23 protein-coding genes are annotated in these 23,263 nt (G+C 66.2%); all 23 read left to right on the forward strand.

From position 1 onward, the window contains the following. A partial coding sequence (locus EJC49_RS17915; RefSeq protein WP_210211821.1) for an FAD/NAD(P)-dependent oxidoreductase occupies nt 1-1,169 on the forward strand: 1,169 nt, incomplete at its 5' end. Then, nucleotides 1,166-2,566 (forward strand): aldehyde dehydrogenase family protein, encoded by a 1,401-nt coding sequence (locus EJC49_RS17920; RefSeq protein ID WP_126701309.1) that lies wholly within the window; start codon nt 1,166-1,168, stop codon nt 2,564-2,566. The genes EJC49_RS17915 and EJC49_RS17920, both read left to right, overlap by 4 nt. Before the next feature lie 13 nt (nt 2,567-2,579). Continuing rightward, nucleotides 2,580-3,512: a 4-hydroxy-tetrahydrodipicolinate synthase gene (dapA, locus tag EJC49_RS17925; protein WP_126701310.1), complete on the forward strand. Its 933-nt coding sequence runs from the start codon at nt 2,580-2,582 to the stop codon at nt 3,510-3,512. Between the two features lie 70 nt (nt 3,513-3,582). Next, nucleotides 3,583-4,245: an amino acid ABC transporter permease gene (locus EJC49_RS17930; protein WP_126701311.1), complete on the forward strand. Its 663-nt coding sequence runs from the start codon at nt 3,583-3,585 to the stop codon at nt 4,243-4,245. Between the two features lie 17 nt (nt 4,246-4,262). Beyond that, nucleotides 4,263-5,045 (forward strand): amino acid ABC transporter ATP-binding protein, encoded by a 783-nt coding sequence (locus EJC49_RS17935; protein WP_126701312.1) that lies wholly within the window; start codon nt 4,263-4,265, stop codon nt 5,043-5,045. Nucleotides 5,046-5,055: 10 nt separating this feature from the next. Further along, nucleotides 5,056-6,141 (forward strand): saccharopine dehydrogenase family protein, encoded by a 1,086-nt coding sequence (locus EJC49_RS17940; RefSeq protein WP_170314780.1) that lies wholly within the window; start codon nt 5,056-5,058, stop codon nt 6,139-6,141. Nucleotides 6,142-6,301: 160 nt separating this feature from the next. Continuing rightward, complete coding sequence (locus tag EJC49_RS17945; RefSeq protein WP_126701314.1) at nt 6,302-7,567, forward strand: NADH-quinone oxidoreductase subunit E; 1,266 nt, start codon at nt 6,302-6,304, stop codon at nt 7,565-7,567. After that, a complete protein-coding gene (locus EJC49_RS17950; protein ID WP_126701315.1) occupies nt 7,567-7,821 on the forward strand; it encodes a hypothetical protein in 255 nt (84 codons plus the stop codon). The genes EJC49_RS17945 and EJC49_RS17950 overlap by 1 nt, the downstream gene beginning before the upstream one ends. Further along, complete coding sequence (gene nuoF / locus EJC49_RS17955; RefSeq protein WP_126701316.1) at nt 7,811-9,115, forward strand: NADH-quinone oxidoreductase subunit NuoF; 1,305 nt, start codon at nt 7,811-7,813, stop codon at nt 9,113-9,115. The genes EJC49_RS17950 and nuoF overlap by 11 nt, the downstream gene beginning before the upstream one ends. Before the next feature lie 72 nt (nt 9,116-9,187). Beyond that, nucleotides 9,188-9,778, forward strand: a complete 591-nt coding sequence (locus EJC49_RS17960) for an NADH-quinone oxidoreductase subunit E (RefSeq protein WP_245453459.1) — start codon at nt 9,188-9,190, stop codon at nt 9,776-9,778. A 153-nt stretch (nt 9,779-9,931) separates the two neighbouring features. Then, complete coding sequence (nuoG, locus tag EJC49_RS17965; RefSeq protein ID WP_126701317.1) at nt 9,932-12,013, forward strand: NADH-quinone oxidoreductase subunit NuoG; 2,082 nt, start codon at nt 9,932-9,934, stop codon at nt 12,011-12,013. 10 nt (nt 12,014-12,023) lie between these two features. Then, entirely contained in the window at nt 12,024-13,067 is a 1,044-nt protein-coding gene (gene nuoH / locus EJC49_RS17970) for an NADH-quinone oxidoreductase subunit NuoH (RefSeq protein ID WP_126701318.1), read from the forward strand. Then, complete coding sequence (locus EJC49_RS17975) at nt 13,067-13,258, forward strand: hypothetical protein (RefSeq protein ID WP_126701319.1); 192 nt, start codon at nt 13,067-13,069, stop codon at nt 13,256-13,258. The genes nuoH and EJC49_RS17975 overlap by 1 nt, the downstream gene beginning before the upstream one ends. 2 nt (nt 13,259-13,260) lie before the next feature. Next, on the forward strand, nt 13,261-13,752 hold the full coding sequence (nuoI, locus tag EJC49_RS17980; RefSeq protein ID WP_126701320.1) for an NADH-quinone oxidoreductase subunit NuoI: 492 nt from the start codon (nt 13,261-13,263) through the stop codon (nt 13,750-13,752). Nucleotides 13,753-13,877: 125 nt separating this feature from the next. Further along, nucleotides 13,878-14,498, forward strand: a complete 621-nt coding sequence (locus EJC49_RS17985) for an NADH-quinone oxidoreductase subunit J (RefSeq protein WP_126701321.1) — start codon at nt 13,878-13,880, stop codon at nt 14,496-14,498. 9 nt (nt 14,499-14,507) lie between these two features. Beyond that, nucleotides 14,508-14,816, forward strand: coding sequence for an NADH-quinone oxidoreductase subunit NuoK (gene nuoK, locus EJC49_RS17990; protein ID WP_126701322.1), 309 nt, complete (start codon nt 14,508-14,510; stop codon nt 14,814-14,816). A gap of 10 nt (nt 14,817-14,826) precedes the next feature. Further along, nucleotides 14,827-16,821 carry an NADH-quinone oxidoreductase subunit L gene (gene nuoL, locus EJC49_RS17995; RefSeq protein ID WP_126701323.1) on the forward strand — a complete coding sequence of 665 codons (1,995 nt, stop codon included), beginning with the start codon at nt 14,827-14,829 and terminating at the stop codon, nt 16,819-16,821. Next, nucleotides 16,821-18,338: an NADH-quinone oxidoreductase subunit M gene (locus EJC49_RS18000; protein WP_126701324.1), complete on the forward strand. Its 1,518-nt coding sequence runs from the start codon at nt 16,821-16,823 to the stop codon at nt 18,336-18,338. The genes nuoL and EJC49_RS18000 overlap by 1 nt, the downstream gene beginning before the upstream one ends. Before the next feature lie 15 nt (nt 18,339-18,353). Further along, nucleotides 18,354-19,790 carry an NADH-quinone oxidoreductase subunit NuoN gene (nuoN, locus tag EJC49_RS18005; RefSeq protein WP_126701325.1) on the forward strand — a complete coding sequence of 479 codons (1,437 nt, stop codon included), beginning with the start codon at nt 18,354-18,356 and terminating at the stop codon, nt 19,788-19,790. 4 nt (nt 19,791-19,794) lie between these two features. Further along, on the forward strand, nt 19,795-20,625 hold the full coding sequence (locus EJC49_RS18010; RefSeq protein ID WP_126701326.1) for a biotin--[acetyl-CoA-carboxylase] ligase: 831 nt from the start codon (nt 19,795-19,797) through the stop codon (nt 20,623-20,625). A 12-nt stretch (nt 20,626-20,637) separates the two neighbouring features. Continuing rightward, on the forward strand, nt 20,638-22,311 hold the full coding sequence (locus EJC49_RS18015; RefSeq protein ID WP_126701327.1) for a ribonuclease J: 1,674 nt from the start codon (nt 20,638-20,640) through the stop codon (nt 22,309-22,311). Nucleotides 22,312-22,489: 178 nt separating this feature from the next. Beyond that, nucleotides 22,490-22,894, forward strand: coding sequence for a methylmalonyl-CoA epimerase (gene mce, locus EJC49_RS18020; RefSeq protein ID WP_126701328.1), 405 nt, complete (start codon nt 22,490-22,492; stop codon nt 22,892-22,894). Nucleotides 22,895-22,919: 25 nt separating this feature from the next. Beyond that, on the forward strand, nt 22,920-23,189 hold the full coding sequence (locus EJC49_RS18025) for a DUF1467 family protein (protein WP_126701329.1): 270 nt from the start codon (nt 22,920-22,922) through the stop codon (nt 23,187-23,189). Nucleotides 23,190-23,263 lie beyond the last annotated feature (74 nt).

Consider the following 23,263-nt stretch of genomic DNA (forward strand, 5'->3'; position numbering starts at 1 on the left):
CGGCGGGCGACGGGGCGTCAACGCGGGGCCGAATGCGATGGTCGCACCTCGTTGGCGCGCTTTCGGCTGCCGGTGTCATGCCGCGCCTGCAGCATGCCTTCCTCGGTCTGGACGGCGACGGCCTCGCCATGCTCGACGACCGCGCCCGAGGACGCGTCCGGGCGGTCCGGCCGCGGGCGCTGGTTCTCGCCGTCGGCGCGGTCGAACGCGTGCTGCCCCGACCCGGCTGGCAATGGCCCGGCGTCATGACGGCCGGCGGCCTGCAGCTGCTTCTCAAGGAGGGCGTCAGCGCGCCCGATGGCGACATCCTGATCGCCGGCAACGGCCCTCTCACCATTGCGCTCGCCGCCGATCTCGCACGGCTCGGCCGCCCCCCGGTCGCGCTGGTGGAAGCAGGCGATCCGTTCGTCCGCTTCGCCGCGGCGCTGCGCCTCTCGGCCCATCCCGGACTGGTCGCCGAAGCGGCAAGCCATCTCCTGCGGGTCTTCGCTTCGCGAACGCCCTGGCTGCGGGGAGCGCAACTGACGTCGATCGAGCGCCGCGACGGGCGGCTCGTCGCAAGCGTGCGGGACCGAAAGGGCCGGACGCAAGCCATCGAGGCGGACATGATCGCGCTGCACGACGGCATCCGGCCGAACGATGTCGGTCTGCCGGCCGTCTCCAGTCGTGAGCCTTTCGTGGTGCGGGCGGGCGACTGCCGGGAAGCGCTGGGCATTCGTGCCGCCGCGGCCGACGGGCGGCATGCGGCACGGCGGGTGATCGCGCTCCTTTCTACACGAGAAGCCGTCTTTGCAGAGCCGGTCGTGGAAGCGCAACGCCGGGCGCAATCGGTCCTCGCCGATCTCTTCAGGCCCGTCGACGATGGCAATCCGCTGTCGACTCTCCCCGACGAGACGATCCTGTGCCGCTGCGAAGGCCGCACCGTCGGCGAACTGCGCGCCATGCTCGCCGAAGGCGAACCGAGCGCGCGGGAAATCAAGCTCAACGGCCGCTTCGGCATGGGCCTGTGTCAGGGACGGTTCTGCGCCGACAATGTCCTGCAACTGATGGCATCCACGCGCGACGACGCTGGAATTCCGGTCGACCGACTGAGCCGCGACCGCTGGCCGCTTCGGCCCGTCACGATCGCGGCGCTGGCAGCCGACGATGAACAACGGGAGAGATCATGACCCAGACTGCTCGCAACCATGCAACGGCCACGCCACCGGCGATCCTCGTGCGCAATCCCTTCGACGGAACCCTGGTGGCCGAGGTCGCGGCCAGCACCCCGACCGAGATCGCGCAGGCCGTCGCAGCCGCCGGTCGTGCGCAGGCCGGGTTCAAGCACTCATCGCCCTTCGAACGCCGCAGCTTGCTCGATGCGCTGGCCGATCGCATCGCCGCCAACGCGGAGGAACTGGCGCAAACCATCCGCCTCGAGGTCGGCAAGACCATCCGCGAGGCGCGCAACGAGGTTCGGCGTTCGCAGAACACGCTTCGCCTTTCCGGCGACGCCGCAACCTTTCTCGATGGCGAGGTGCTGCATTGCGGCATCGTGGCGGGCGGGGCCGACCGGCGCGCGACCGTCACCTATGTGCCGACCGGGGTCGTCGGGGCCATCACGCCCTTCAATTATCCGCTCAATCTCCTCTGCCACAAACTCGGGCCGGCGATCGCGGCCGGAAATGCCATGGTGGCAAAGCCCTCGCCGAAAGCGCCGCTTGCGGCAGCGCGCCTGGCGGAACTGGCAGTGGAGGCCGGGTTCCCCAAGGGTTTGTTCCAGGTCGTCCACGGCGGCGCCGACGCGGCGCTGGCGCTCGCCCGCGCGCCGATCGACCTCCTCTCCTTCACCGGCGGTCCCAAGGCCGGCCTGGCGCTGAAGAACGCCAGCGGACTGGTGCGCTGCCTGATGGAGCTTGGCGGCAACGATCCATTGTTCGTCTTTCCGGACGGCGATCTTGAAAAAGCGGTCGAGACGGCGGTGACGCATCGCTTCGAGATCGCCGGCCAGAGCTGCGCGGCCGTGAAGCGGCTCTACCTTCACCGCGACATCGAGGCCGCGTTCACCAATCGTCTGCTGGAGGCGGTCGCGGCCGTGCGCTTCGGTGATCCGGCTTCCGAGGCGACCGACATGGGACCGGTGATCGACGAGGACGCGGCCAGCCTCGTCAGGCACCGCATCGCGGCGACGCTGTCCAACGGCGCGACGCTGCTCGCAGGCGGCGGCGGGGAGGGAACGCTGGTCGAGCCGACCGTGCTTGCCGGCGTCGATCCCGCCTCGCCGGTGATCGCCGACGAGACCTTCGGCCCGGTGATCGCCATCCGCAGCTTCGACGATGCCTCTGACGTGATCGCCGAGGTGAATGCCGGCGCCTATGGATTGCAGGCCGGAATCTTCACCAACGACCACGCGCGGGTGAAGCGGTTTTCGCGCGAACTCGCGGTCGGCGGCGTGATGGTCAACGAAGGCCCCGACTTCCGCGCCGAACACGTGCCCTTCGGTGGCATTAAATCGAGCGGCCTTGGCCGGGAAGGCGTCCGCATCGCGATCCGCGAGATGTCGGAAACGCGCGTGGTGATCGACTGACATGGAGACGACGATGACATTCGACGCAGAACGGCTCAAAGGCGTGTTCACCGCACTGGTGACGCCCTTCAGGGACGGCAAGGTGGACACCGCCGCCTTCGAGGCGCTGGTCGAGCGCCAGATCGCGGCCGGCGTCGCCGGCCTGGTGACGGCCGGCACGACCGGCGAAGCCGCCACGCTGCGGCAGGACGAGATCGACGATCTGGTTGCCCGCACCGTGCGGATCGCGCGTGGCCGGGTCATGGTCATCGCCGGGGCAGGGACCAACGACACCCTCGCCACCATCGAGAAGGCGCGACGGGCCGAGTCATCGGGCGCCGACGGTCTTCTGGTCGTCACGCCCTACTACAACAAGCCGTCCCAGCGCGGGCTCTTGCAGCATTACGGCGCCGTGGCCGACGCGACCGGCCTGCCGGTCATGCTCTACAGCGTGCCCGGCCGCTGCGGCGTCGAGATCGCGGTGGAGACCTGCGCCGCCCTGCGCGACCGTCACGACAACATCGTCGCCATCAAGGAAGCCGGCGGATCGGTCGAGCGGGTGACCAGGCTTCGACGCCAATGCGGCGGCGACTTTCCGATCCATTCCGGCGACGACGCGCTGACGCTCGCCTTCCTCGCCGCAGGCGCGGTCGGCGTGACCAGCGTGGTGTCCAACGTCGCACCGGAGGGAATGGTCGCGCTGGTCCGCGCCTGGCAAGCGGGCGACGCGGCGAGGGCGCTGGCCCTGCACGAGCAACTGGCCGAACTGGCCGAAATCCTCTTCATCGAGCCCAACCCGGTTCCGGCCAAGGCGGCGCTCGCGCTCGAGGGCCTCGCGAATGCCGACCTCCGATTGCCGCTGACGCCGATGGAGCCTGCCAACCTCGACAGGCTGCGCGGCGTCATGCACCGCTATCGCTCGTCGGGCGCCACGCCGCTGCGGCAAGGCGCGGTCGGCGGCGGGTGAGGGTGTCGACACCAGGGACCGGACACATCATGCGGTGTTCGAACACGAACCGCAGCGAGGGGGTTTAGCGATGTACAGATGGGATTTCAGCGTAATCTGGCAGTATTGGGACCTGTTCATGTACGGGCTATGGCTGACGGTGGTCTACACCTTCGGCTCCATCGTGCTCGGTGTGCTGATCGGGCTTCTCGTTTGCGCAGCGCGGCTGTCGGGCTGGATGATCTTCTCGCTCATCGCGCGGACCTATCAGGAGATCTTTCGCTGCACGCCGCTCCTGGTGCAGCTTCTCTGGTTCTACTACGCCTTCCCGCTGCTGGTCGGGATATCGATCGACAACCGTGTTGCCGCGATGCTGACGCTGTCGCTCTATGTCGGGGCCTTCTATGCCGAAATCTTTCGGGGCGGCATCCTGTCGATCGACCGCGGCCAGCGCGAGGCCGCCGCCGCCATCGGCATGAGCAACTGGCAGGCGATGCGGCGCATCGTCATGCCGCAGGCCTTCAAGCGCATGCTGCCGGCCTTCATCAACCAGTCGGTGATCCAGTTCAAGAACACCTCGCTGGTGTCGGTCATCTCGGTCGCCGATCTCGCCTACATGGCAGCGGTGGTGAACGGCCAGACCTACCGCCCGCTCGAATCCTACACGGTCATGGCCGCGCTCTACATCGCGGTGCTTTTCCCGCTCACGCAGATCGCCGACTGGATCGAGCGGCGCCTGCGCGTCAGCGACTGACGAGAATGGAGTCCAGCATGACCAACGTGCAACAAACCGCAGCCGGGCCTCAAACCGTCCTCGAAGCGCGCGGCATCCGGAAATCCTTCGGCGGGCTCGAGGTGCTGAAGGGCGTCGACGTGACGCTCGCGCGCGGCGAGGTCGTCGGACTGATCGGCCCCTCGGGCTCGGGCAAGTCGACGCTGATCCGCTGCCTCAACATGATGGAGAAGCCGACCGGCGGCTCGGTGATCTTCCGCGGCCACAAGATCGGCAAGTCCTTCCGCGACCGGGACGGAACCACCGGCATCGGCACCCTGCGCCGCCATGTCGGCATGGTGTTCCAGCACTTCAACCTGTTTCCGCACAAGACGGTGCTGCAGAACGTCACCGAAGGGCCGATCGTGGTCTGCAACACGCCGAGGGCGGAAGCCGAGGAACGCGCCATGGCGCTCCTGGCCGAGGTGGGGCTCGCCGAAAAGCGGAATGCCTATCCGAGCCACCTGTCGGGCGGCCAGAAGCAGCGCGTCGCGATCGCCCGCGCGCTCGCCATGCAGCCCGAGGTGCTGCTGCTCGACGAGGTGACGAGCGCGCTCGATCCTGAACTGGTCGGCGAGGTGCTCAACGTCATCCGGCGGCTCGCCGACGATGGCATGACCATGGCGATCGTCACGCACGAGATGGCTTTCGCCGCCGATGTCGCCGACCGCATCCTGTTTCTCGACGAGGGCCGGATCGTGGTCGAGGGAAAACCCGACGAGACGATCCGCAACCCGACCAACGAGCGGCTGGCTAGCTTCGTCTCCCGCTTCAACCATTGAGGATCGAGCGATGACGGAGGCCAGGCCCGTGCGCAATGTGACGATCTTCGGCGCGGGCCGCGTCGGGCTGTGCCTCGCTGATCTTCTGGCCGGAAGCGGCGACTACGACGTCACGCTCGCCGACTGCACCGAAGAAGCGCTGGCAGCCGCCTCGGCCGCCGGGCACGCTGCGTCCCATGCGGATGTGTCCCGTGGCGAAGACATCAACAGGATCCTGCCCGGATCGGATCTGGTCGTGGCCGCCGTTCCCGACCGCCTGGTCCATCGTCTGGCCGCTGCTGCGGCCGATGCCGGCCTTCACTACCTCGACTTCAGCGAGGCCGGCGAAGAGACCCGCGCGGCCGCTGCCCGCGCCAGGTCCGACCGCGCCTTTCTCCCCGGCTGCGGCGTTTCGCCCGGCGTCGTCGATTCGATCGCCTACGGACTGGCCCTGCGGCTCGACCAGGGTTGCGACATCGACATCCGCGTCGGTGCGATCCCTGCCGCTCGCACCAACCGCCTGGGATACGGCCTGATCTGGAACCTGGACGGGTTGCTGGCGGAGTACACGAAGCCCTGCACGGCCATCGTCGACGGCAACCGCGTCACCCTGCCGCCGTTGTCGGGGCTCGAGGAGTTCACCGTCGACGGCGTCCGCTACGAAGCTTTTCTCACCGCCGGAAGCATCGAAGGGCTCGCCACCCTTGTTGCGCCGCACGCCCGCAACCTCGTCTTCCGCACCATTCGCCATCCCGGCCATCTCGACTACATGCTGCTCCTGCTCGACGATCTGGGGCTGCGCTCGCGCCGCGACCTTCTGGGGACCGTGCTACGCAACGGTCTGCCGGCCGGCGGCGCGGATGTCGTGCTGATCGACGTGCGGGCGAGCGGAAGCCGCGCCGGGAAGCCCGCCGAGGAGCGCTTCGCGATGCGCCTCAAGTCGCAAGCTGGCGGCGCCGACCACGGCGCCCTGGCGGCCGGAAGTGCGGCGCACGCCGCAGCCCTGATCGATCTCACGCGTGCAGGCACCCTTCTGGGCGAGCGCCTGCGAATCCCCGCGCTGGTCCCCCACGAGGACGTCTTCGAGAACCGCTTCTTTGTCGATCTGTGCACGTGAAAGCGTGGGAAACCGTGCTCGCCCGTGCTTTTCAGGTCCTCGGATAGGGCCATTGGTCCACGGCATTTTCGTGTTGAATATGCGGCGTTGAAGCACTGGCCTTTTGCGGTGCGTGTGTTAGAACGCGCCGCAACATAAGCAGCAAAAAACATGGGGCGCCATGTCGGTCCGCCGTCTCGCAGAGCCAGCCGTTCAGCCAGCAGCCTTCGCCTTCGACAAGACGAAATCGGCTGAAGCCGGAACCTGGATCGCCAAATACCCCAAGGGCCGCGAACAATCCGCGGTGATTCCGCTCCTCATGCTGGCGCAGGAGCAGGAAGGCTGGGTCACCAAGGCCGCCATCGAGCATGTCGCCGACATGCTCGCGATGCCCTACATCCGCGTCCTCGAAGTCGCGACCTTCTACACGCAGTTCCAGCTGAAGCCGGTCGGGACCCGCGCCCACATCCAGGTATGCGGCACGACGCCCTGCATGCTGCGCGGCTCCGAGGCGCTGATGGACGTGTGCCGCACGAAGATCCATCCGGACCAGTTCCATCCCAATGCCGACGGCACGTTGTCATGGGAAGAAGTGGAGTGCCTGGGCGCCTGCGTGAACGCACCGATGGTGATGATCTTCAAGGACACCTACGAGGATCTGACGCCGGAGCGACTGGCCGAGATCATCGACGAGTTCGAGGCCGGACGCGGCGATGCCGTGAAGACGGGACCGCAGACCGACCGCTGGTTCTCCGCGCCCGCGAGCGGCTTCACCGCCTTGAAAGACGAAAAGAACGTCCTCAAGGACACGCGTGCCGCCCCGTCGGAGCCGTCGGCGGCAGCACCGGCCGCCGAGGCCCCCGCGCCGTCGAGGGCGGCCCGGCCGAAAACCGATGCGCCCGAAACCAATCCCGCGGTGAAGTCGCCTTCCGACGTCAAGGTCAGCCCTGCCGTCGAGAAGGCCGCGAGCGTGCCGTCGCCAAAGGAAGACGCCGCCGCCGCCAACAAGGCCGAGCCCTTGGTGGAGGGCGTCGCCAAGGTCCGCACCGCCCGCATGCCTTCCGATGCGGAGGTTCCCTCCGCCGAAGGCCTGAAGGCGCAGGCCGGCGCCGATCCCTTGCCGGTCGAGGGCTCGACCGCTTCCGACGTCGCGGCGCCGTCGCTCGACGACGCGAGCCGTCCGGCCGGCATCGAGCGCCCGGCCGCGCCCGACGATCTGCAGCTGATCTCTGGCATCGGTCCCAAGATCGAGGGCACGCTTCATTCGATCGGCATCTTCACCTATGCCCAGATCGCTGGCTGGACGCCTGAGCAGCGCGCGTGGGTCGATGGCTACCTTCGCTTCCGCGGCCGAATCGAGCGCGAGAACTGGGTGGCCCAGGCCAAGGCGCTCGCTGATGGCGGCCGCGAGGAGTACGTCCGCGTCTTCGGCAAGGAGCCTCGCTGATGGCGAGCTGTCCCGCGGCTTCCGGCAGCACGCGCTTCGGCCTCACCGAATGCGCGCGCATGACGCTCCTGAAAACCGCCGTCGCGCTCGTGGTGATCCTCGGGGCGGGGGTCTATACTGGCGAGACCGGCTGGCTCGTGCTTGCGGCCGTTCTCGTCTCCTTCTCGACGCTCGTCGTCGGCTTCCAGGTGCTTCTGTCGGGCAAGCGCCCGTTCGCAGCCCAGAACTCATCGGTGAACCGCCATGCTCGCTGACAAGGATCGCATCTTCACCAACATCTATGGTCGGTTCGACAAGTCGTTGAAGGGCGCGCAGGCGCGCGGCCATTGGGATGGCACCGCCGGGATCATCGAGAAGGGCCGCGACTGGATCATCAACGAGATGAAGGCGTCGGGTCTGCGCGGTCGCGGCGGCGCCGGCTTCCCGACCGGTCTCAAATGGTCGTTCATGCCCAAGCAGAGCGACGGGCGTCCGTCCTATCTGGTCGTCAATGCCGATGAATCCGAGCCGGGAACCTGCAAGGATCGCGAGATTCTGCGCCACGATCCGCACACGCTGGTCGAGGGCTGCCTCATCGCCGGTTTCGCCATGGGGGCCATCGCCGCCTATATCTACGTGCGCGGCGAGTTCATCCGCGAGCGCGAGGCCTTGCAGCGCGCCATCGACGAGGCCTACGAGGCCGGGTTGATCGGCAAGGGCAACAAGAACGGCTACGACTTTGACATCTACGTCCATCACGGCGCGGGTGCCTATATCTGCGGCGAGGAGACGGCGCTGCTCGAAAGCCTCGAGGGCAAGAAGGGCCAGCCGCGCCTGAAGCCGCCGTTCCCGGCGAATGTCGGCCTCTATGGCTGCCCGACGACGGTCAACAACGTCGAGTCGATCGCGGTCGCGCCGACCATCCTGCGCCGCGGTGCATCCTGGTTCTCGTCGATCGGCCGGCCCAACAATGTCGGCACCAAGCTGTTCATGCTGGTGGGGCACGTCAACACGCCGTGCACCGTCGAGGAAGCGATGGGCATCACCTTCCGCGAACTGGTCGAGAAGCATGGCGGCGGCATCCGTGGCGGCTGGGACAACCTGCTCGCGGTCATCCCCGGCGGCGCGTCGTGCCCGGTCGTCAAGGCCGAGGACATCATCGATTGTCCGATGGATTTCGACGGTCTGCGCGAGAAGAAATCGTCCTTCGGCACGGCGGCCGTCATCGTCATGGACAAGTCGACCGATATCGTGAAGGCGATTGCCCGCCTGTCCTATTTCTTCAAGCACGAGAGCTGCGGCCAGTGTACGCCGTGCCGCGAAGGCACCGGCTGGATGTGGCGCGTCATGGAGCGGCTTGTCCGGGGCGAAGCCCACAAGCGCGAGATCGACATGCTCCTCGACGTGACCAAGCAGGTCGAGGGCCACACGATCTGCGCGCTCGGCGATGCCGCCGCATGGCCCATTCAGGGCCTGATTCGCAACTTCCGGCCCGAGATCGAGCGCCGCATCGACGAGTTCAGCCGCAACGCCCACCGCCACGAGCCGGTGCTGGCGGCTGCCGAGTAGCAAGAACGGGCCGAACGGCCGCGTGAATTGGAGACGACCGAGCGAGGGGCCACCAAAACGAGGAGACTTGCCATGTCGACCGATCCGGTGCCACCCCGGCCATTGCCCGAGACGATGATGATGGATGCGAAGTTTCAGCAGCTTGGGCGCGATTTCTCCGCCGCGTTGCCCCTGCCTTTCGGGGCCGACGCCGAGGCTGTGAAGCGCAACATCGCGACGTCGGCGGCCATGGCCGCTCTCGGTGCGGGCATGGCCGGCCATGCCTTCGGTGTCTGGCTGAGCGCGGTGTCGACGTCGATGGACGTGGCACAGCGCTTGTCGGGTCTCGCGACCGGGCATCTCTCGCCAGAGGTCCAGGCGCCGGACGCGGCCGATGGCGTGGCTGAACCGGCTGGGGCTGAACCGGTGGCGAACGCCGCTGGACCGACGGCGCCGCTGGGGATCGAACGGCCCGACGCGCCGGACGACCTCAAGGCGATCGGCGGCATCGGGCCGAAGCTGGAAAGGGTCCTGAACGGTCTTGGCATCTGGACCTACGCCCAGATCGCCGGCCTGGGCGAGGGCGAGGTCCTCTGGCTCGACGAGCACCTGGGTTTCCGGGGGCGGATCGCGCGGGACGAATGGTTGAAGCAGGCGGCAGTGCTGGCTGGCGCGAAGGCCTGAGAGGTCGACGGGTCCGGACGTGACCCGGCCGATCGGGGGATTGGTCCACCGGGATGTTGCGCTGCGGCGAAATTCCGGTTGATGGGGCCGGTCGAAAGACTATGAAGACGGAAATGCAGCGCCGCTGGAGCGCTGTGGAGATCGGAAGACGGCATGGCTAAGATCAAGGTCGACGGGAAAGAGATCGAGGTGCCCGACCACTACACGCTGTTGCAGGCAGCGGAAGAGGCCGGTGCCGAGGTTCCCCGTTTCTGTTTCCACGAACGTCTGTCGATTGCCGGCAACTGCCGCATGTGCCTGGTCGAGGTGAAGGGCGGCCCGCCCAAGCCGGCGGCCTCCTGCGCCATGGGCGTGCGCGACCTGCGTCCCGGTCCCAACGGCGAGGCGCCCGAGATATTCACCAACACGCCGATGGTGAAGAAGGCGCGCGAGGGGGTTATGGAGTTTCTCCTCATCAACCACCCGCTCGACTGCCCGATCTGCGACCAGGGCGGCGAGTGCGACCTTCAGGACCAGGCGATGGCCTTTGGCGTCGACGCCTCGCGCTACCACGAGAACAAGCGCGCGGTCGAAGACAAGTACATCGGCCCACTGGTGAAGACCATCATGACGCGCTGCATTCACTGCACGCGCTGCGTGAGGTTCACGACGGAAGTCGCTGGAATCTCCGAGCTCGGCCTGATCGGCCGTGGCGAGGACGCAGAGATCACCACCTATCTCGAACAGGCGATGACCTCCGAACTCCAGGGCAACGTCATCGACCTGTGCCCGGTTGGGGCTCTCACGTCGAAGCCCTACGCCTTCCAGGCACGGCCGTGGGAACTGACCAAGACCGAATCGATCGACGTGATGGATGCCGTGGGTTCGGCGATCCGCGTCGACACGCGCGGCCGCGAGGTCATGCGCATCCTGCCGCGCGTCAACGAGGCGGTGAACGAGGAGTGGATCTCCGACAAGACCCGTTTCATCTGGGACGGCCTGCGCTCGCAGCGTCTCGACCGGCCCTATGTGCGCCGCAACGGCCGGCTCGCGCCCGCCTCCTGGGCCGAGGCTTTCGCCGCCATCCGCGACAAGGTGGCGGCGGCGAAGCCGGAGCGGATCGGCGCGATCGCCGGCGATCTCGCCAGCGTCGAGGAAATGTTTGCGCTGAAGCAGCTGATGGCCGCACTCGGCTCCACCAGTATCGACTGCCGGCAGGATGGCGCCGCGCTCGATCCCTCGCTCGGCCGGGCCTCCTACCTGTTCAATCCCACGATCGAGGGCATCGAAAACGCCGACGCGCTGCTGATCATCGGCTCCAATCCGCGCTTCGAGGCCTCGGTGCTCAACGCGCGTATCCGCAAGCGCTGGCGCATGGGCGGTTTCCCGATCGGCGTCATCGGCGAGGCGGCAGACCTGCGCTACGACCACGAGATGCTGGGCGCCGGCACCGAGACGCTGAAAGACCTGGCCGGCGGCGGTCTGTCCTTCCTCGACGTGCTGAAGCAAGCCGAGCGCCCGATGATCATCATCGGCCAGGGCGCGCTGGCGCGTCCAGACGGCGCAGCCGTGCTGTCGATGGCGGCGAAGATCGCGGCCGACGTGGGCGCCGTCGCAGACGGCTGGAACGGCTTTGGGGTTCTCCACACGGCGGCTTCGCGTGTCGGCGGCCTCGACATCGGCTTCGTGCCGGGCGAGGGCGGCAAGGACGTCGCGGGCATGATGGGCGCGGTCGACGTGCTCTTCCTCCTCGGCGCCGACGAACTGGCCACCGACGCCATCGGTGCGGCCTTCACGATCTATATCGGCAGCCATGGCGACAAGGGCGCACACCGCGCCGACGTCATCCTGCCGGGCGCCACCTATACCGAGAAGTCGGGCACCTACGTCAACACCGAAGGCCGCGTCCAGATGACCACCCGCGCCGGCTTCGCGCCGGGCGAGGCCCGGGAGGACTGGGCGATCCTGCGGGCGCTGTCGGACGTGCTGGGCAAGAAGCTGCCCTACGATTCGCTGGCGCAGCTGCGCGCGGCGCTGCACGAAAAGCACCCGCATCTGCGCGACATCGACGACATCGCGGCCGGCGACCCCGGCGACATCGCCAGGCTGGCCACCATCGGCGGCGAGATCGGCAATGCCCGCTTCGTGCCTTCGATCGGCGATTTCTATCTGACCAACCCGATCGCTCGCGCCTCTGCGGTGATGGCCGAGTGCTCAGCGCTGGCCCGGGACGGCTTCAAGCAGGCTGCGGAATAGGGCAGGGACCATGGAAGAGTTCTTCACCATCTATGTCCTGCCGGCGCTGATCATCCTGCTCAAGTCGGTGGTGCTGATCGTCGTGCTGCTGATCCTGGTGGCCTATCTGCTCTATGCGGACCGCAAGATCTGGGCGGCGGTGCAGCGCCGCCGCGGGCCTAACGTGGTCGGCCCCTGGGGCCTGCTGCAGGCCTTTGCCGACCTTCTGAAATTCGTCTTCAAGGAGCCGGTGATCCCATCCGGCGCCAACAAGGGCGTGTTCCTGCTCGCACCGCTGGTCTCGGCGGTGCTGGCGATCGCCGCCTGGGCGGTCATCCCGGTCGCGCCGGGCTGGGCCATCGCCGACATCAACGTCGGCATCCTGTTCGTCTTCGCCATCGCTTCGCTCGAGGTCTACGGCGTGATCATGGGCGGTTGGGCGTCGAACTCGAAATACCCCTTCCTCGGCGCCCTGCGGTCGGCCGCGCAGATGGTGTCCTACGAGGTGTCGATCGGTTTCGTCATCGTGACCGTGCTGCTGTGCGTCGGCTCGCTCAACCTGACCGACATCGTCATGTCCCAGGTCACCGGCCTTGGAACCATGGTCGGCCTGCCGAACACCTTCCTCGACTGGCACTGGCTCGGCCTGTTCCCGATGTTCGTCATCTTCTTCATCTCGGCACTGGCCGAGACCAACCGTCCCCCCTTCGATCTGGTGGAGGCCGAGTCGGAACTCGTCGCCGGCCACATGCTCGAATATTCGTCGACGCCGTTCCTGCTGTTCTTCCTCGGCGAATACGTGGCGATCGTGCTGATGTGCGCGCTGACCACGATCCTGTTCCTCGGTGGGTGGCTGCCGCCGTTCGATTTCGCGCCGTTCACATGGGTGCCGGGCGTCATCTGGTTCGTGCTCAAGGTCTGCATGGTGTTCTTCATGTTCGCCATGGTGAAGGCCTTCGTGCCGCGCTACCGCTACGACCAGCTGATGCGCCTGGGCTGGAAGGTGTTCCTGCCGATCTCGCTCTTCATGGTCGTCGCCACGGCGTCGTTCCTGAAGATCACGGGGCTGTCGTGATGAGCGCGGGCATCATCGGCGCCCTCGTCGGCCTCGTCATCGCCATCGCTGATTTCGCGCTGCTGCGGCTGCTCGCCACGCGTGTCGAGCTTCCCGAGACCAAGCGCGTCCTGAACGTCACAGGCCTGAGCCAACTGGTGCTCCTGCCGATCGTGGGCTATTTCGTGGCCCCCCTGTTTTCCGGAGAATAGCCATGTCGGCCCTTGCTCAAGCCGCCAAGTCACTGCTCCTGAAGGAATTCGTCGGCGCCTTCTTCCTGTCGATGCGCCAGCTGTTCGCGCCGAAGTACACGGTCAACTACCCGCACGAGAAGGGGCCGCTCAGCCCGCGTTTCCGTGGCGAGCACGCGCTGCGCCGCTATCCCAACGGCGAGGAGCGCTGCATCGCGTGCAAGCTCTGCGAGGCCATCTGCCCGGCGCAGGCCATCACCATCGAGGCCGGGCCGCGCCGCAACGACGGCACGCGCCGCACGGTGCGGTACGACATCGACATGGTGAAGTGCATCTATTGCGGCTTCTGCCAGGAAGCCTGCCCGGTCGACGCGATCGTGGAAGGCCCGAACTTCGAGTTCTCCACCGAGACGCGCGAGGAACTCTACTACGACAAGGACAAGCTGCTCGCCAACGGCGATCGCTGGGAGCGTGAGCTGGCGCGCAACATCGCGCTGGATTCGCCATACAGGTGATCCGCCAATGATGGACGGGCGGGTTTCGCTCGTCTAAGGGACAACGCGGCTGCGGACGGGCAAGACCCGATCCGGACCGCTCAAGGGTGCGGCGCAGGCTGCGCCGTCGAAACCGGGGGAAACCCATGCTGACAGGACTAGGGGCGATCTTCTTCTATGTGTTCGCCTTCATTGCGGTGGCGAGCGCCTTCATGGTGATCACGGCGCGCAACCCCGTGCATTCGGTGCTGTACCTGATCCTGACCTTCTTCAACGCGGCCGGACTCTTCCTGCTGACAGGGGCAGAGTTCCTCGCGCTCATCCTGCTCGTCGTCTATGTCGGCGCGGTAGCCGTGCTGTTCCTGTTCGTGGTCATGATGCTCGACGTCGATTTTGCCGAGCTGAAGCAGGGCGCCCTGCAATACGCGCCGATCGGCGCGCTGGTCGGGCTGATTCTCGCGGCCGAGCTGATCATCGTGATCGGCGGCTACACGCTGGCGCCCGAACTCGCCACCGAGATCAGCCGTCCGATCCCTCCGTTGGCGGAGCGCACCAACACCGCCGCGCTCGGCGACGTGCTGTATACGGACTACCTCTTCTTCTTCCAGATCGCCGGCATGGTGCTGCTGGTGGCAATGATCGGCGCCATCGTGCTCACGCTGCGCCACAAGGAAGGCGTGAAGCGCCAGTCCATCCCCGATCAGGTGGCGCGCACGCCGGCCACGGCGATCGAGGTCGTCGACGTCGAGACCGGCAAGGGAATCTGAGGCAGGATCATGGAAGTCGGCATCTCGCATTTTCTCACCGTCTCGGCGATCCTGTTCACGCTCGGCGTGTTCGGCATCTTCCTGAACCGCAAGAACGTCATCATCATCCTGATGTCGATCGAGCTGATCCTGCTCGCGGTGAACCTCAACTTCGTCGCCTTCTCGGCCGAGCTCGGCGACCTCGTCGGACAGGTTTTTGCCCTGTTCGTGCTCACCGTCGCCGCCGCCGAGGCCGCGATCGGGCTTGCCATTCTCGTCGTCTTCTTCCGCAACCGCGGCTCGATCGACGTCGAAGACGTCAACATGATGAAGGGCTGATCGGCAGACCATGTATCACGCGATCGTCTTCCTCCCGCTCCTCGGCTTCCTGATCGCCGGCCTGTTCGGCAACGCGATCGGCGCGAAGGCTTCGGAATATGTGACCTCGGGCCTGCTCGTCGTCGCCGCGCTTCTGTCGTGGGTGGCCTTCTTCAGTGTCGGCTTCGGCGACGGCGCCTCCTTCACCGTGCCTGTCCTGCGCTTCATCGAGACCGGCGGCCTCAACGTCGCATGGGCGTTCCGCATAGACACGCTGACGGTGGTCATGCTGGTCGTCGTCAACAGCGTCTCGGCGCTCGTCCACATCTACTCGATCGGCTACATGCATCACGACCCGCATCGGCCGCGCTTCTTCGCCTATCTGTCGCTCTTCACCTTCGCCATGCTGATGCTGGTGACGTCGGACAACCTCATCCAGATGTTCTTCGGCTGGGAGGGCGTCGGCCTTGCGTCCTACCTCCTGATCGGCTTCTGGTACAAGAAGCCGTCGGCCAACGCCGCCGCCATGAAGGCTTTCGTCGTCAACCGCGTCGGCGATTTCGGCTTCGCACTGGGCATTTTCGGCGTCTTCGTGCTGTTCGGCTCCGTCGAGTTCGACACCATCTTCGCCAGCACCCAGGCCTTCATCCCGGCCGAGGGGGGCGCTGCAGCCGAGAACGGCGCCGCCGTGCTGAACTTCCTCGGCTACGAACTCGACCGTGCCTCAGCGCTCACCGTCGTCTGCCTGTTGCTGTTCATGGGCGCCATGGGCAAGTCGGCGCAGGTGCCGCTGCACACATGGCTGCCGGACGCGATGGAAGGCCCGACGCCGGTATCGGCCCTCATCCACGCCGCCACCATGGTCACCGCAGGCGTGTTCATGGTCGCGCGCCTCTCGCCGATCTTCGAGCTGTCGCATACAGCGCTTCTCGTCGTCACCATCATCGGCGCCTTCACCGCCTTCTTCGCCGCGACCGTCGGCCTGGTGCAGAACGACATCAAGCGCGTCATCGCCTACTCGACCTGCTCGCAGCTCGGTTACATGTTCGTGGCGATCGGCCTCGGCTTCTATTCGGCCGCGATCTTCCACCTGTTCACGCATGCCTTTTTCAAGGCGCTGCTGTTCCTCGGCTCCGGTTCGGTCATCCACGCCGTTTCCGACGAGCAGGACATGCGCCGCATGGGCGGGCTGCGGAAGCTCATACCGGGCACCTACTGGATGATGATCATCGGTACGCTGGCGCTCACCGGCGTCGGCATTCCCGCCACCATCATCGGCACCGCCGGCTTCTTTTCCAAGGACGCCATCATCGAGGGCGCGTTTGCCGCCCACGGCGCGGCCGCGCCCTTCGCCTTCGTGCTGCTGGTCGTCGCTGCCCTGTTCACCAGCTTCTACTCCTGGCGTCTGATCTTCATGACCTTCCACGGCAAGCCGCGCGCCACCGCCGACGTCATGCACCACGTGCACGAATCGCCGATGGTCATGCTGGTGCCGCTGTTCATCCTGGCCTTCGGCGCGCTGTTCGCCGGCATCATCTTCCACGACTTCTTCATCGGCCATGGCTATGACGGCTTCTGGAAGGGCGCGCTGTTCATCCTGCCCGAGAACCACATCCTGCACGAGTTCCACGACGTTCCGTTGTGGGTGAAACTCGCACCGCTGGTGGCCATGCTGTCCGGCTTCGGGCTGGCCTGGCAGTTCTACATCCGCTCGCCGGAGACGCCGAAGCGGCTGGCCGCCCAGCATCGCGGGCTCTACGCCTTCCTGCTCAACAAGTGGTATTTCGACGAGCTCTACGACTTCCTGTTCGTGCGCCCGGCCATGCGCCTTGGCCGCTTCCTGTGGAAGACGGGCGACGGCAAGGTCATCGACGGGCTCGGGCCCGATGGCGTGTCGGCCCGCGTAGGCGACATCACCGCCCGCGTCGTCAAGCTGCAGAGCGGCTACCTCTACCACTACGCCTTCGCCATGCTCATCGGCGTCGCCGCGCTCGTGACCTGGATGATGCTGGGGAGCAATTTCTGATGTCTGAGTGGCCCATTCTCTCCACGGTCACGTTCCTGCCCCTCGTCGGGGCGTTCCTGATCCTGATGATCAAGGACGAGGGTGCCGCCGCGCGGCGCAACATCCGCAATGTCGCGCTGTTCACGACCGCCTTCACTTTCGTGCTGTCGCTGTTCATCTGGGCCGCCTTCGACCCGAGCAATGCCGGCTTCCAGTTCGTCGAGAAGGTCGAATGGCTCGGCTCGGGCGTCACCTACCACATGGGTGTCGACGGCATTTCGATGCTGTTCGTCATCCTGACCACCTTCCTGATGCCGCTCTGCGTCCTGGCCTCGTGGGTCTCGGTGGAGAAGCGCGTCAAGGAATACATGATCGCCTTCCTCGTGCTGGAGACGCTGATGATCGGCGTGTTCTGCGCGCTCGACATCGTGCTGTTCTACGTTTTCTTCGAGGCCGGCCTGATCCCGATGTTCATCATCATCGGCGTCTGGGGCGGCAAGCGGCGCGTCTACGCCTCCTTCAAGTTCTTCCTCTACACGCTGCTCGGCTCGGTGCTGATGCTGCTCGCCATCATGGCCATGTACTGGCAGGCCGGCACCACCGACATCCCGACGCTGCTCGCGCATGATTTCCCGGCCAGCATGCAGACTTGGCTGTGGCTTGCCTTCTTCGCCTCCTTCGCGGTGAAGATGCCGATGTGGCCGGTCCACACCTGGCTGCCCGACGCGCACGTGGAGGCGCCGACGGCGGGCTCCGTCATCCTGGCGGGCATTCTCCTGAAGATGGGCGGCTACGGCTTCCTGCGCTTTTCGCTGCCGATGTTCCCGCTGGCCTCGGCCGATTTCGCGCCCTTCGTCTTCGCGCTGTCCGTCATCGCCATCATCTACACCTCGCTGGTGGCGCTGATGCAGGAGGACATCAAGAAGCTGATCGCCTATTCGTCGGTCGCCCATATGGGCTTCGTCACCATGGGCATCTTCACCATGAACGACATCGGCATCCAGGGCGCGATCTTCCAGATGCTGTCGCACGGCCTCGTCTCCGGCGCGCTGTTCCTGTGCGTCGGCGTGGTCTACGACCGCATGCACACCCGCGAGATCTCGGCCTATGGCGGCCTCGTCAACAACATGCCGAAATACGCGGTCGTGTTCCTCATCTTCACCATGGCCAATGTCGGCCTGCCGGGCACGTCGGGCTTCGTCGGCGAATTCATGACGTTGCTCGGCGCCTTCCAGGCCAACACCTGGGTCGCCTTCTTCGCCACCACCGGCGTGGTCCTGTCGGCAGCCTACGCGCTGTGGCTCTACCGCCGCGTGGTGTTCGGCGCCCTGACGAAGGACAGCCTCAAGGGCCTGCTCGATCTCTCGACCCGGGAGAAGGCGGTGATTTATCCGCTGGTCATCCTGGTGATCTTCTTCGGCGTCTATCCGTCGCCGATCCTCGACGCGACGGCCGCTTCGGTCGAAGCGCTCGTCAGCAATGTCACTGCCTCGATCGATGCCGGGCGGGCCACCGCCGCGGCGGCTCTGGCGCAGTAAAGGTTTGGTGGGACGATGACGCCTGAACTCTCCTTCAGCCTGACGCTGGCCACCCCCGAACTGATGCTCGCCATCGGCGCGATGGCGATGCTCATGGTCGGTGTCTTCAGCGGCGAACGGTCGACGACGCTGGTCAATGGCCTGTCGGTCGCCATCCTCATCGCGGCCGGCGCATGGATGCTGTTCTTCGGCCAGAACGGCCTGGGCTTCAACGGCGTCTTCGTCAGCGATCCCTTCGCCCGCTTCATGAAAATGCTGACGCTGATCGGTTCGATCGTCACCCTGGTCATGTCGGTCGGCTTCGCCAAGGCCGAGAAGTTCGACAAGTTCGAATTCCCGGTGCTGATCCTGCTGTCGACGCTCGGCATGCTGCTGATGGTGTCGGCCAACGACATGATCACGCTCTATATGGGCCTCGAGCTGCAGTCGCTGGCGGCCTACGTCATCGCAGCGATCAACCGCGATTCCGTGCGCTCCACCGAGGCGGGCCTGAAGTATTTCGTGCTCGGTGCGCTGTCGTCGGGCATGCTGCTCTACGGCATCAGCCTCGTCTACGGCTACACCGGCAACACCGGCTTCGACGCCATTGCCGCCGCGCTCGCCGGCGGCGAGCGCCAGCTCGGCCTCGTCTTCGGCCTCGTCTTCGTGCTGGCTGGCCTCGCCTTCAAGATCTCGGCCGTGCCGTTCCACATGTGGACGCCCGACGTCTATGAAGGCGCGCCGACTCCGGTGACGGCCTTCTTCGCCGCGGCGCCGAAAATGGCGGCCATGGCGCTGATCGTGCGCGTCACCATGGGCGCCTTCGAGCCGATCGCGTTCGACTGGCAGCAGATCGTCGTCTTCATCTCGATCGCCTCGATGCTGCTCGGCGCCTTTGCCGCCATCGGCCAGCGCAACATCAAGCGCCTGATGGCCTATTCGTCGATCGGCCACATGGGCTATGCGCTGGTCGGCCTTGCCGCCAATTCCGAGGCGGGCGTGCGCGGTGTTGCGCTCTACATGCTCATCTACCTGATCATGACGCTCGGCACCTTCGCCTTCATTCTCGCCATGCGGCGCAAGGAAGGCAATGTCGAGCAGATCGACGACCTGTCGGGCCTGTCGTCCACCAACCCCATGATGGCGACCGTCCTGACCATCATGATGTTCTCGCTGGCCGGCATACCCTGGCTCGCCGGCTTCTGGGCCAAGTGGTACGTCTTCCTCGCCGCGATCGACTCCGGGCTCTACGCCCTCGCGGTCATCGGCGTGCTCGCTTCCGTCGTCGGCGCCTATTACTATCTGCGCGTCATCAAGATCATGTGGTTCGACGAACCGGCCGGCGGCTTCCAGCCCATGGCGGGTGAGTTGCGCCTGGTCATGACGGTCACCGGCGCCTTCGTCTTCTTCTATGTGCTGATCGGCGGGCCGATCGAGACCATGGCGGAAGCGGCGGCCGGCACCTTCTTCTGAGCCGATGGGGTTTGCGCTCGCGCCGACTGCCCTGACCGAAGGCTACCGACTGGAGGCCTTCGAAAGCGTCGGCTCGACCAACGTCGTGGCGCTGGACCGGGCCCGCGAAGGCGACCGCGGTCGCCTCTGGATCGCGGCCCGGCGCCAGGAAACGGGCCGAGGCCGGCGGGGGCGCGTCTGGGAGACGCCGTCCGGCAATCTCGCAGCAACGCTGCTCCTCGTCGATTGCTGTCCGCTTCCAGCGGCCGCCACGCTCGGCTTCGTGGCCGGCCTGGCGCTTTCCGACGCACTGTCGGCAGTCGCGCCGTCCACGCGCATCGCCGTCGGTCCCGATGGCGGGCAGGGTCGGGACGGCGCAGGCCGCTACGAGCTCAAATGGCCCAACGACGTGCTCGCCGACGGCGCCAAGCTGGCCGGTATCCTGCTGGAATCGATCGTTCTGACCGAAGACCGTTTCGCCGTGGCCGTCGGTATCGGCGTCAACGTCGTCGCGCATCCGCAGGGTCTGCCCTATCCGGCAACGTCTCTGGCCGGTCTCGGTGCGGCCTGCACCGCCGAGACGCTTTTCCTTGCGCTGTCCGACGCCTGGCTGCGGCACGAACGGATCTGGAACCGGGGCAGGGGCCTCTCGGCGATCCGCACGGCATGGCTGGCCCGCGCCGCCGGCCTCGGTTCGGAAGTCGCCGTCAATCTGGGCGGCGGCGTGGTGCGCGGTGTTTTCGAGACGATCGACGAGGAGTGCCGCTTCCTCGTCCGCGACAAGACGGGCCGGCTCTGGCCCGTGGCGGCAGGTGACGTGCATTTCGGAGCCGTGGCATCGGCCGCGGCCACATAGACTGGAGACAAGATGGCGAAGAACTCGGGCGACGAACTGGTCTTCGCGCCGCTCGGCGGCGTTGGCGAAATCGGAATGAACTTCGCGTTGTACGGCTTCGGGCCGCGCGACCGGCGTGAATGGATCATCGTTGACTGCGGGGTGACCTTCCCCGGGCCCGACCTGCCGGGCGTCGATCTCGTGCTGCCCGACATCCGCTTCATCGTGTCGGAAAAGAAGAACCTGCGCGGCATGATCATCACCCATGCGCACGAGGATCACTACGGGGCGCTGCTCGATCTGTGGCCGCAGCTCGGATGTCCCGTGTGGATGTCGCCCTTCACGGCGGGCCTTCTCGAGGCCAAGCGCCAGTCGGAGCCCGGGCCGAAGCCGAAGATCCCGGTCGAGATCTATCGCGGCGGCGATCGTTTCACCGTCGGACCGTTCGAAATCGAGGCCATCCCGGTCACCCACTCGATTCCCGAGCCCGTGTCGCTCGCCATTTCGACGCCGGTCGGCAAGATCATCCACACCGGAGACTGGAAAATCGATCCTGCGCCGGAAATCGGCCCCATGACCGACGAGGCGCGTTTTCGTGCGCTGGGCGACGAAGGCATCACCGCGCTGATCTGCGATTCCACCAATGCCATGCGCGACGGCGATTCGCCGTCCGAGCAGGCCGTGGGGCAGGGTTTGCGCGAGGTCATCGAGGCGGCCCCCGGGCGTGTCGCCGTCACCACCTTTTCCTCGAATGTCGGGCGCATCCGCTCGATCGCCGAGGCCGCGCGCGACGCCGGGCGGCAGGTGCTCGTGCTCGGCCGGTCGCTGAAGCGCGTCATCGACGTCTCCACCGAGCTCGGCTACATGGACGGGCTTCCCGACTTCATCGCCGAGGAAGACTACGGCTTCATTCCGCGCGAAAACCTCGTCGTCATCTGTACCGGCAGCCAGGGCGAAGCCCGCGCCGCGTTGGCGAAGCTCGCGCGCGACGAGATGCGCAGCGTCGCACTCACCGCCGGCGACATCGTCGTCTTCTCCTCTCGCACCATTCCCGGCAACGAAAAGGCCATTCTCGAGATCAAGAACCGGCTGATCGAGCAGGGCATCCGGATCATCGAGGACAACGAGGCGCTGATCCACGTCTCCGGCCACCCGCGCCGGGCCGAGCTGAGGCGCATGTATGAATGGGTTCGCCCCAAGGTGCTGGTGCCGGTGCACGGCGAGGCCGCGCACCTCGTCGCGCAGGCCGCCCTGGGGATCGCGGCCGGCATTCGCCATGTTCCGCGGGTTCGCAACGGCGACGTGCTGAAGATCGCGCCCGGGGATCCCGAAGTCATCGACCAGGTACCCTTCGGCCGCGTCTTCAAGGATGGCCTGGTGATCGGCAGCGAAGAGGATGTCGGGGTCAAGGACCGCCGCAAGCTGTCCTATGTCGGCCACGTGGTCGTGAACGTCGTGCTGGACGAGAAGTTCGACCTCGCCGGCGATCCCGACCTGATCGCAATCGGCCTGCCCAAGGCCGATCGCGCTGGAAAGCTTTTCGAGGATCTGCTCCTGGATGCGGCGATTGGCGCATTTGAAAGCATCCCCCGTATCAGGCGAAAAGACCTCGACCTCGTGCTGGAAGCGGTTCGCCGGGCCGTGCGCAATTCCGCCAACCAGTCCTGGGGAAAGAAGCCGATCGTCACGGTGTTCGTGACGAGGTGAGGCGGAGGGGTGAATGGCGAATAGCGAACAGCAAATGGTGGGAGCGCGGATCGTCCGGTCGCATTGACCACCCGCTGCGGTCCCGACGGGATCGACAAGGTGTCCGCAATCCACGCTTTCGTCATCCGCCACTCCCCATTCGCCATTCGCATTCGTCGATCCACCCACGGAGGACCCGATGCTTGGACGCCTGAACCACGTGGCCATCGCCGTGCCGGACATCGCCGTGGCCAGCGCCATGTATCGCGAGACGCTGGGGGCCACCGTGACCACGCCGCAAATGCTGCCGGAGCATGGCGTCACGGTCGTCTTCATCGAACTCGGCAACACCAAGGTGGAACTTCTGGAACCCCTCGGCGAGGCGTCGCCCATCGCCGCCTTTCTGGCGAAAAACCCGGCCGGCGGGCTGCACCACGTCTGCTATGAGGTCGACGACATCATCGCTGCGCGCGACCGGCTGAAGACCTCGGGCGCCCGGATTCTCGGCGACGGCGAACCGAAGATCGGTGCGCACGGCAAGCCGGTGCTGTTCCTTCATCCCAAGGACTTTCAGGGGACGCTCGTCGAGCTGGAACAGACCTGATCTCGACTGAAGGAGCACGACGCACGTGACCTGGGTATCCTATTTCGCCGTCTACTTCCTGATCTGGTGGGTCACGCTGTTTGCGATCCTGCCATTCAGCCTGCGGACGCAGGACGAGGACGGCGACGTCACGCTCGGTACGACCGCGAGCGCACCGCGCGGCTCGCATGTCCGGCGCGCCGCACTGCGCACCACCATCGTGTCCTTGCTGATTTTCGGGGCGCTGTGGGTGCTCACCGTCCAGCTCGGTTACAGTTTTGACGACATCCCGCGCATCGCGCCGATCATCGACTGAACGGCAGCAGCGACCTGACGGGAACCCCCTCGGGCGGTTAACGAGCAATGCACAAAAAAAAGCAAGGCCGAAGC

The sequence above is a fragment of the Aquibium carbonis genome, from assembly GCF_003970795.1.
Lineage (GTDB): Bacteria > Pseudomonadota > Alphaproteobacteria > Rhizobiales > Rhizobiaceae > Aquibium > Aquibium carbonis.

What these genes read in the sequence shown, in the direction of transcription:
- mce (WP_126701328.1), top strand. Translation starts at nt 22,490, where the DNA reads ATGCTTGGACGCCTGAACCACGTGGCCATCGCCGTGCCGGACATCGCC.
- nuoL (WP_126701323.1), top strand. Translation starts at nt 14,827, where the DNA reads ATGTATCACGCGATCGTCTTCCTCCCGCTCCTCGGCTTCCTGATCGCC.
- EJC49_RS17975 (WP_126701319.1), top strand. Translation starts at nt 13,067, where the DNA reads ATGAGCGCGGGCATCATCGGCGCCCTCGTCGGCCTCGTCATCGCCATC.
- EJC49_RS17930 (WP_126701311.1), top strand. Translation starts at nt 3,583, where the DNA reads ATGTACAGATGGGATTTCAGCGTAATCTGGCAGTATTGGGACCTGTTC.
- dapA (WP_126701310.1), top strand. Translation starts at nt 2,580, where the DNA reads ATGACATTCGACGCAGAACGGCTCAAAGGCGTGTTCACCGCACTGGTG.
- nuoN (WP_126701325.1), top strand. Translation starts at nt 18,354, where the DNA reads ATGACGCCTGAACTCTCCTTCAGCCTGACGCTGGCCACCCCCGAACTG.
- nuoH (WP_126701318.1), top strand. Translation starts at nt 12,024, where the DNA reads ATGGAAGAGTTCTTCACCATCTATGTCCTGCCGGCGCTGATCATCCTG.
- nuoF (WP_126701316.1), top strand. Translation starts at nt 7,811, where the DNA reads ATGCTCGCTGACAAGGATCGCATCTTCACCAACATCTATGGTCGGTTC.
- EJC49_RS17945 (WP_126701314.1), top strand. Translation starts at nt 6,302, where the DNA reads ATGTCGGTCCGCCGTCTCGCAGAGCCAGCCGTTCAGCCAGCAGCCTTC.
- EJC49_RS17920 (WP_126701309.1), top strand. Translation starts at nt 1,166, where the DNA reads ATGACCCAGACTGCTCGCAACCATGCAACGGCCACGCCACCGGCGATC.
- nuoI (WP_126701320.1), top strand. Translation starts at nt 13,261, where the DNA reads ATGTCGGCCCTTGCTCAAGCCGCCAAGTCACTGCTCCTGAAGGAATTC.
- EJC49_RS17960 (WP_245453459.1), top strand. Translation starts at nt 9,188, where the DNA reads ATGTCGACCGATCCGGTGCCACCCCGGCCATTGCCCGAGACGATGATG.
- EJC49_RS17935 (WP_126701312.1), top strand. Translation starts at nt 4,263, where the DNA reads ATGACCAACGTGCAACAAACCGCAGCCGGGCCTCAAACCGTCCTCGAA.
- EJC49_RS17985 (WP_126701321.1), top strand. Translation starts at nt 13,878, where the DNA reads ATGCTGACAGGACTAGGGGCGATCTTCTTCTATGTGTTCGCCTTCATT.
- EJC49_RS18010 (WP_126701326.1), top strand. Translation starts at nt 19,795, where the DNA reads ATGGGGTTTGCGCTCGCGCCGACTGCCCTGACCGAAGGCTACCGACTG.
- EJC49_RS18000 (WP_126701324.1), top strand. Translation starts at nt 16,821, where the DNA reads ATGTCTGAGTGGCCCATTCTCTCCACGGTCACGTTCCTGCCCCTCGTC.
- EJC49_RS18015 (WP_126701327.1), top strand. Translation starts at nt 20,638, where the DNA reads ATGGCGAAGAACTCGGGCGACGAACTGGTCTTCGCGCCGCTCGGCGGC.
- EJC49_RS17940 (WP_170314780.1), top strand. Translation starts at nt 5,056, where the DNA reads ATGACGGAGGCCAGGCCCGTGCGCAATGTGACGATCTTCGGCGCGGGC.
- EJC49_RS17950 (WP_126701315.1), top strand. Translation starts at nt 7,567, where the DNA reads ATGGCGAGCTGTCCCGCGGCTTCCGGCAGCACGCGCTTCGGCCTCACC.
- nuoG (WP_126701317.1), top strand. Translation starts at nt 9,932, where the DNA reads ATGGCTAAGATCAAGGTCGACGGGAAAGAGATCGAGGTGCCCGACCAC.
- nuoK (WP_126701322.1), top strand. Translation starts at nt 14,508, where the DNA reads ATGGAAGTCGGCATCTCGCATTTTCTCACCGTCTCGGCGATCCTGTTC.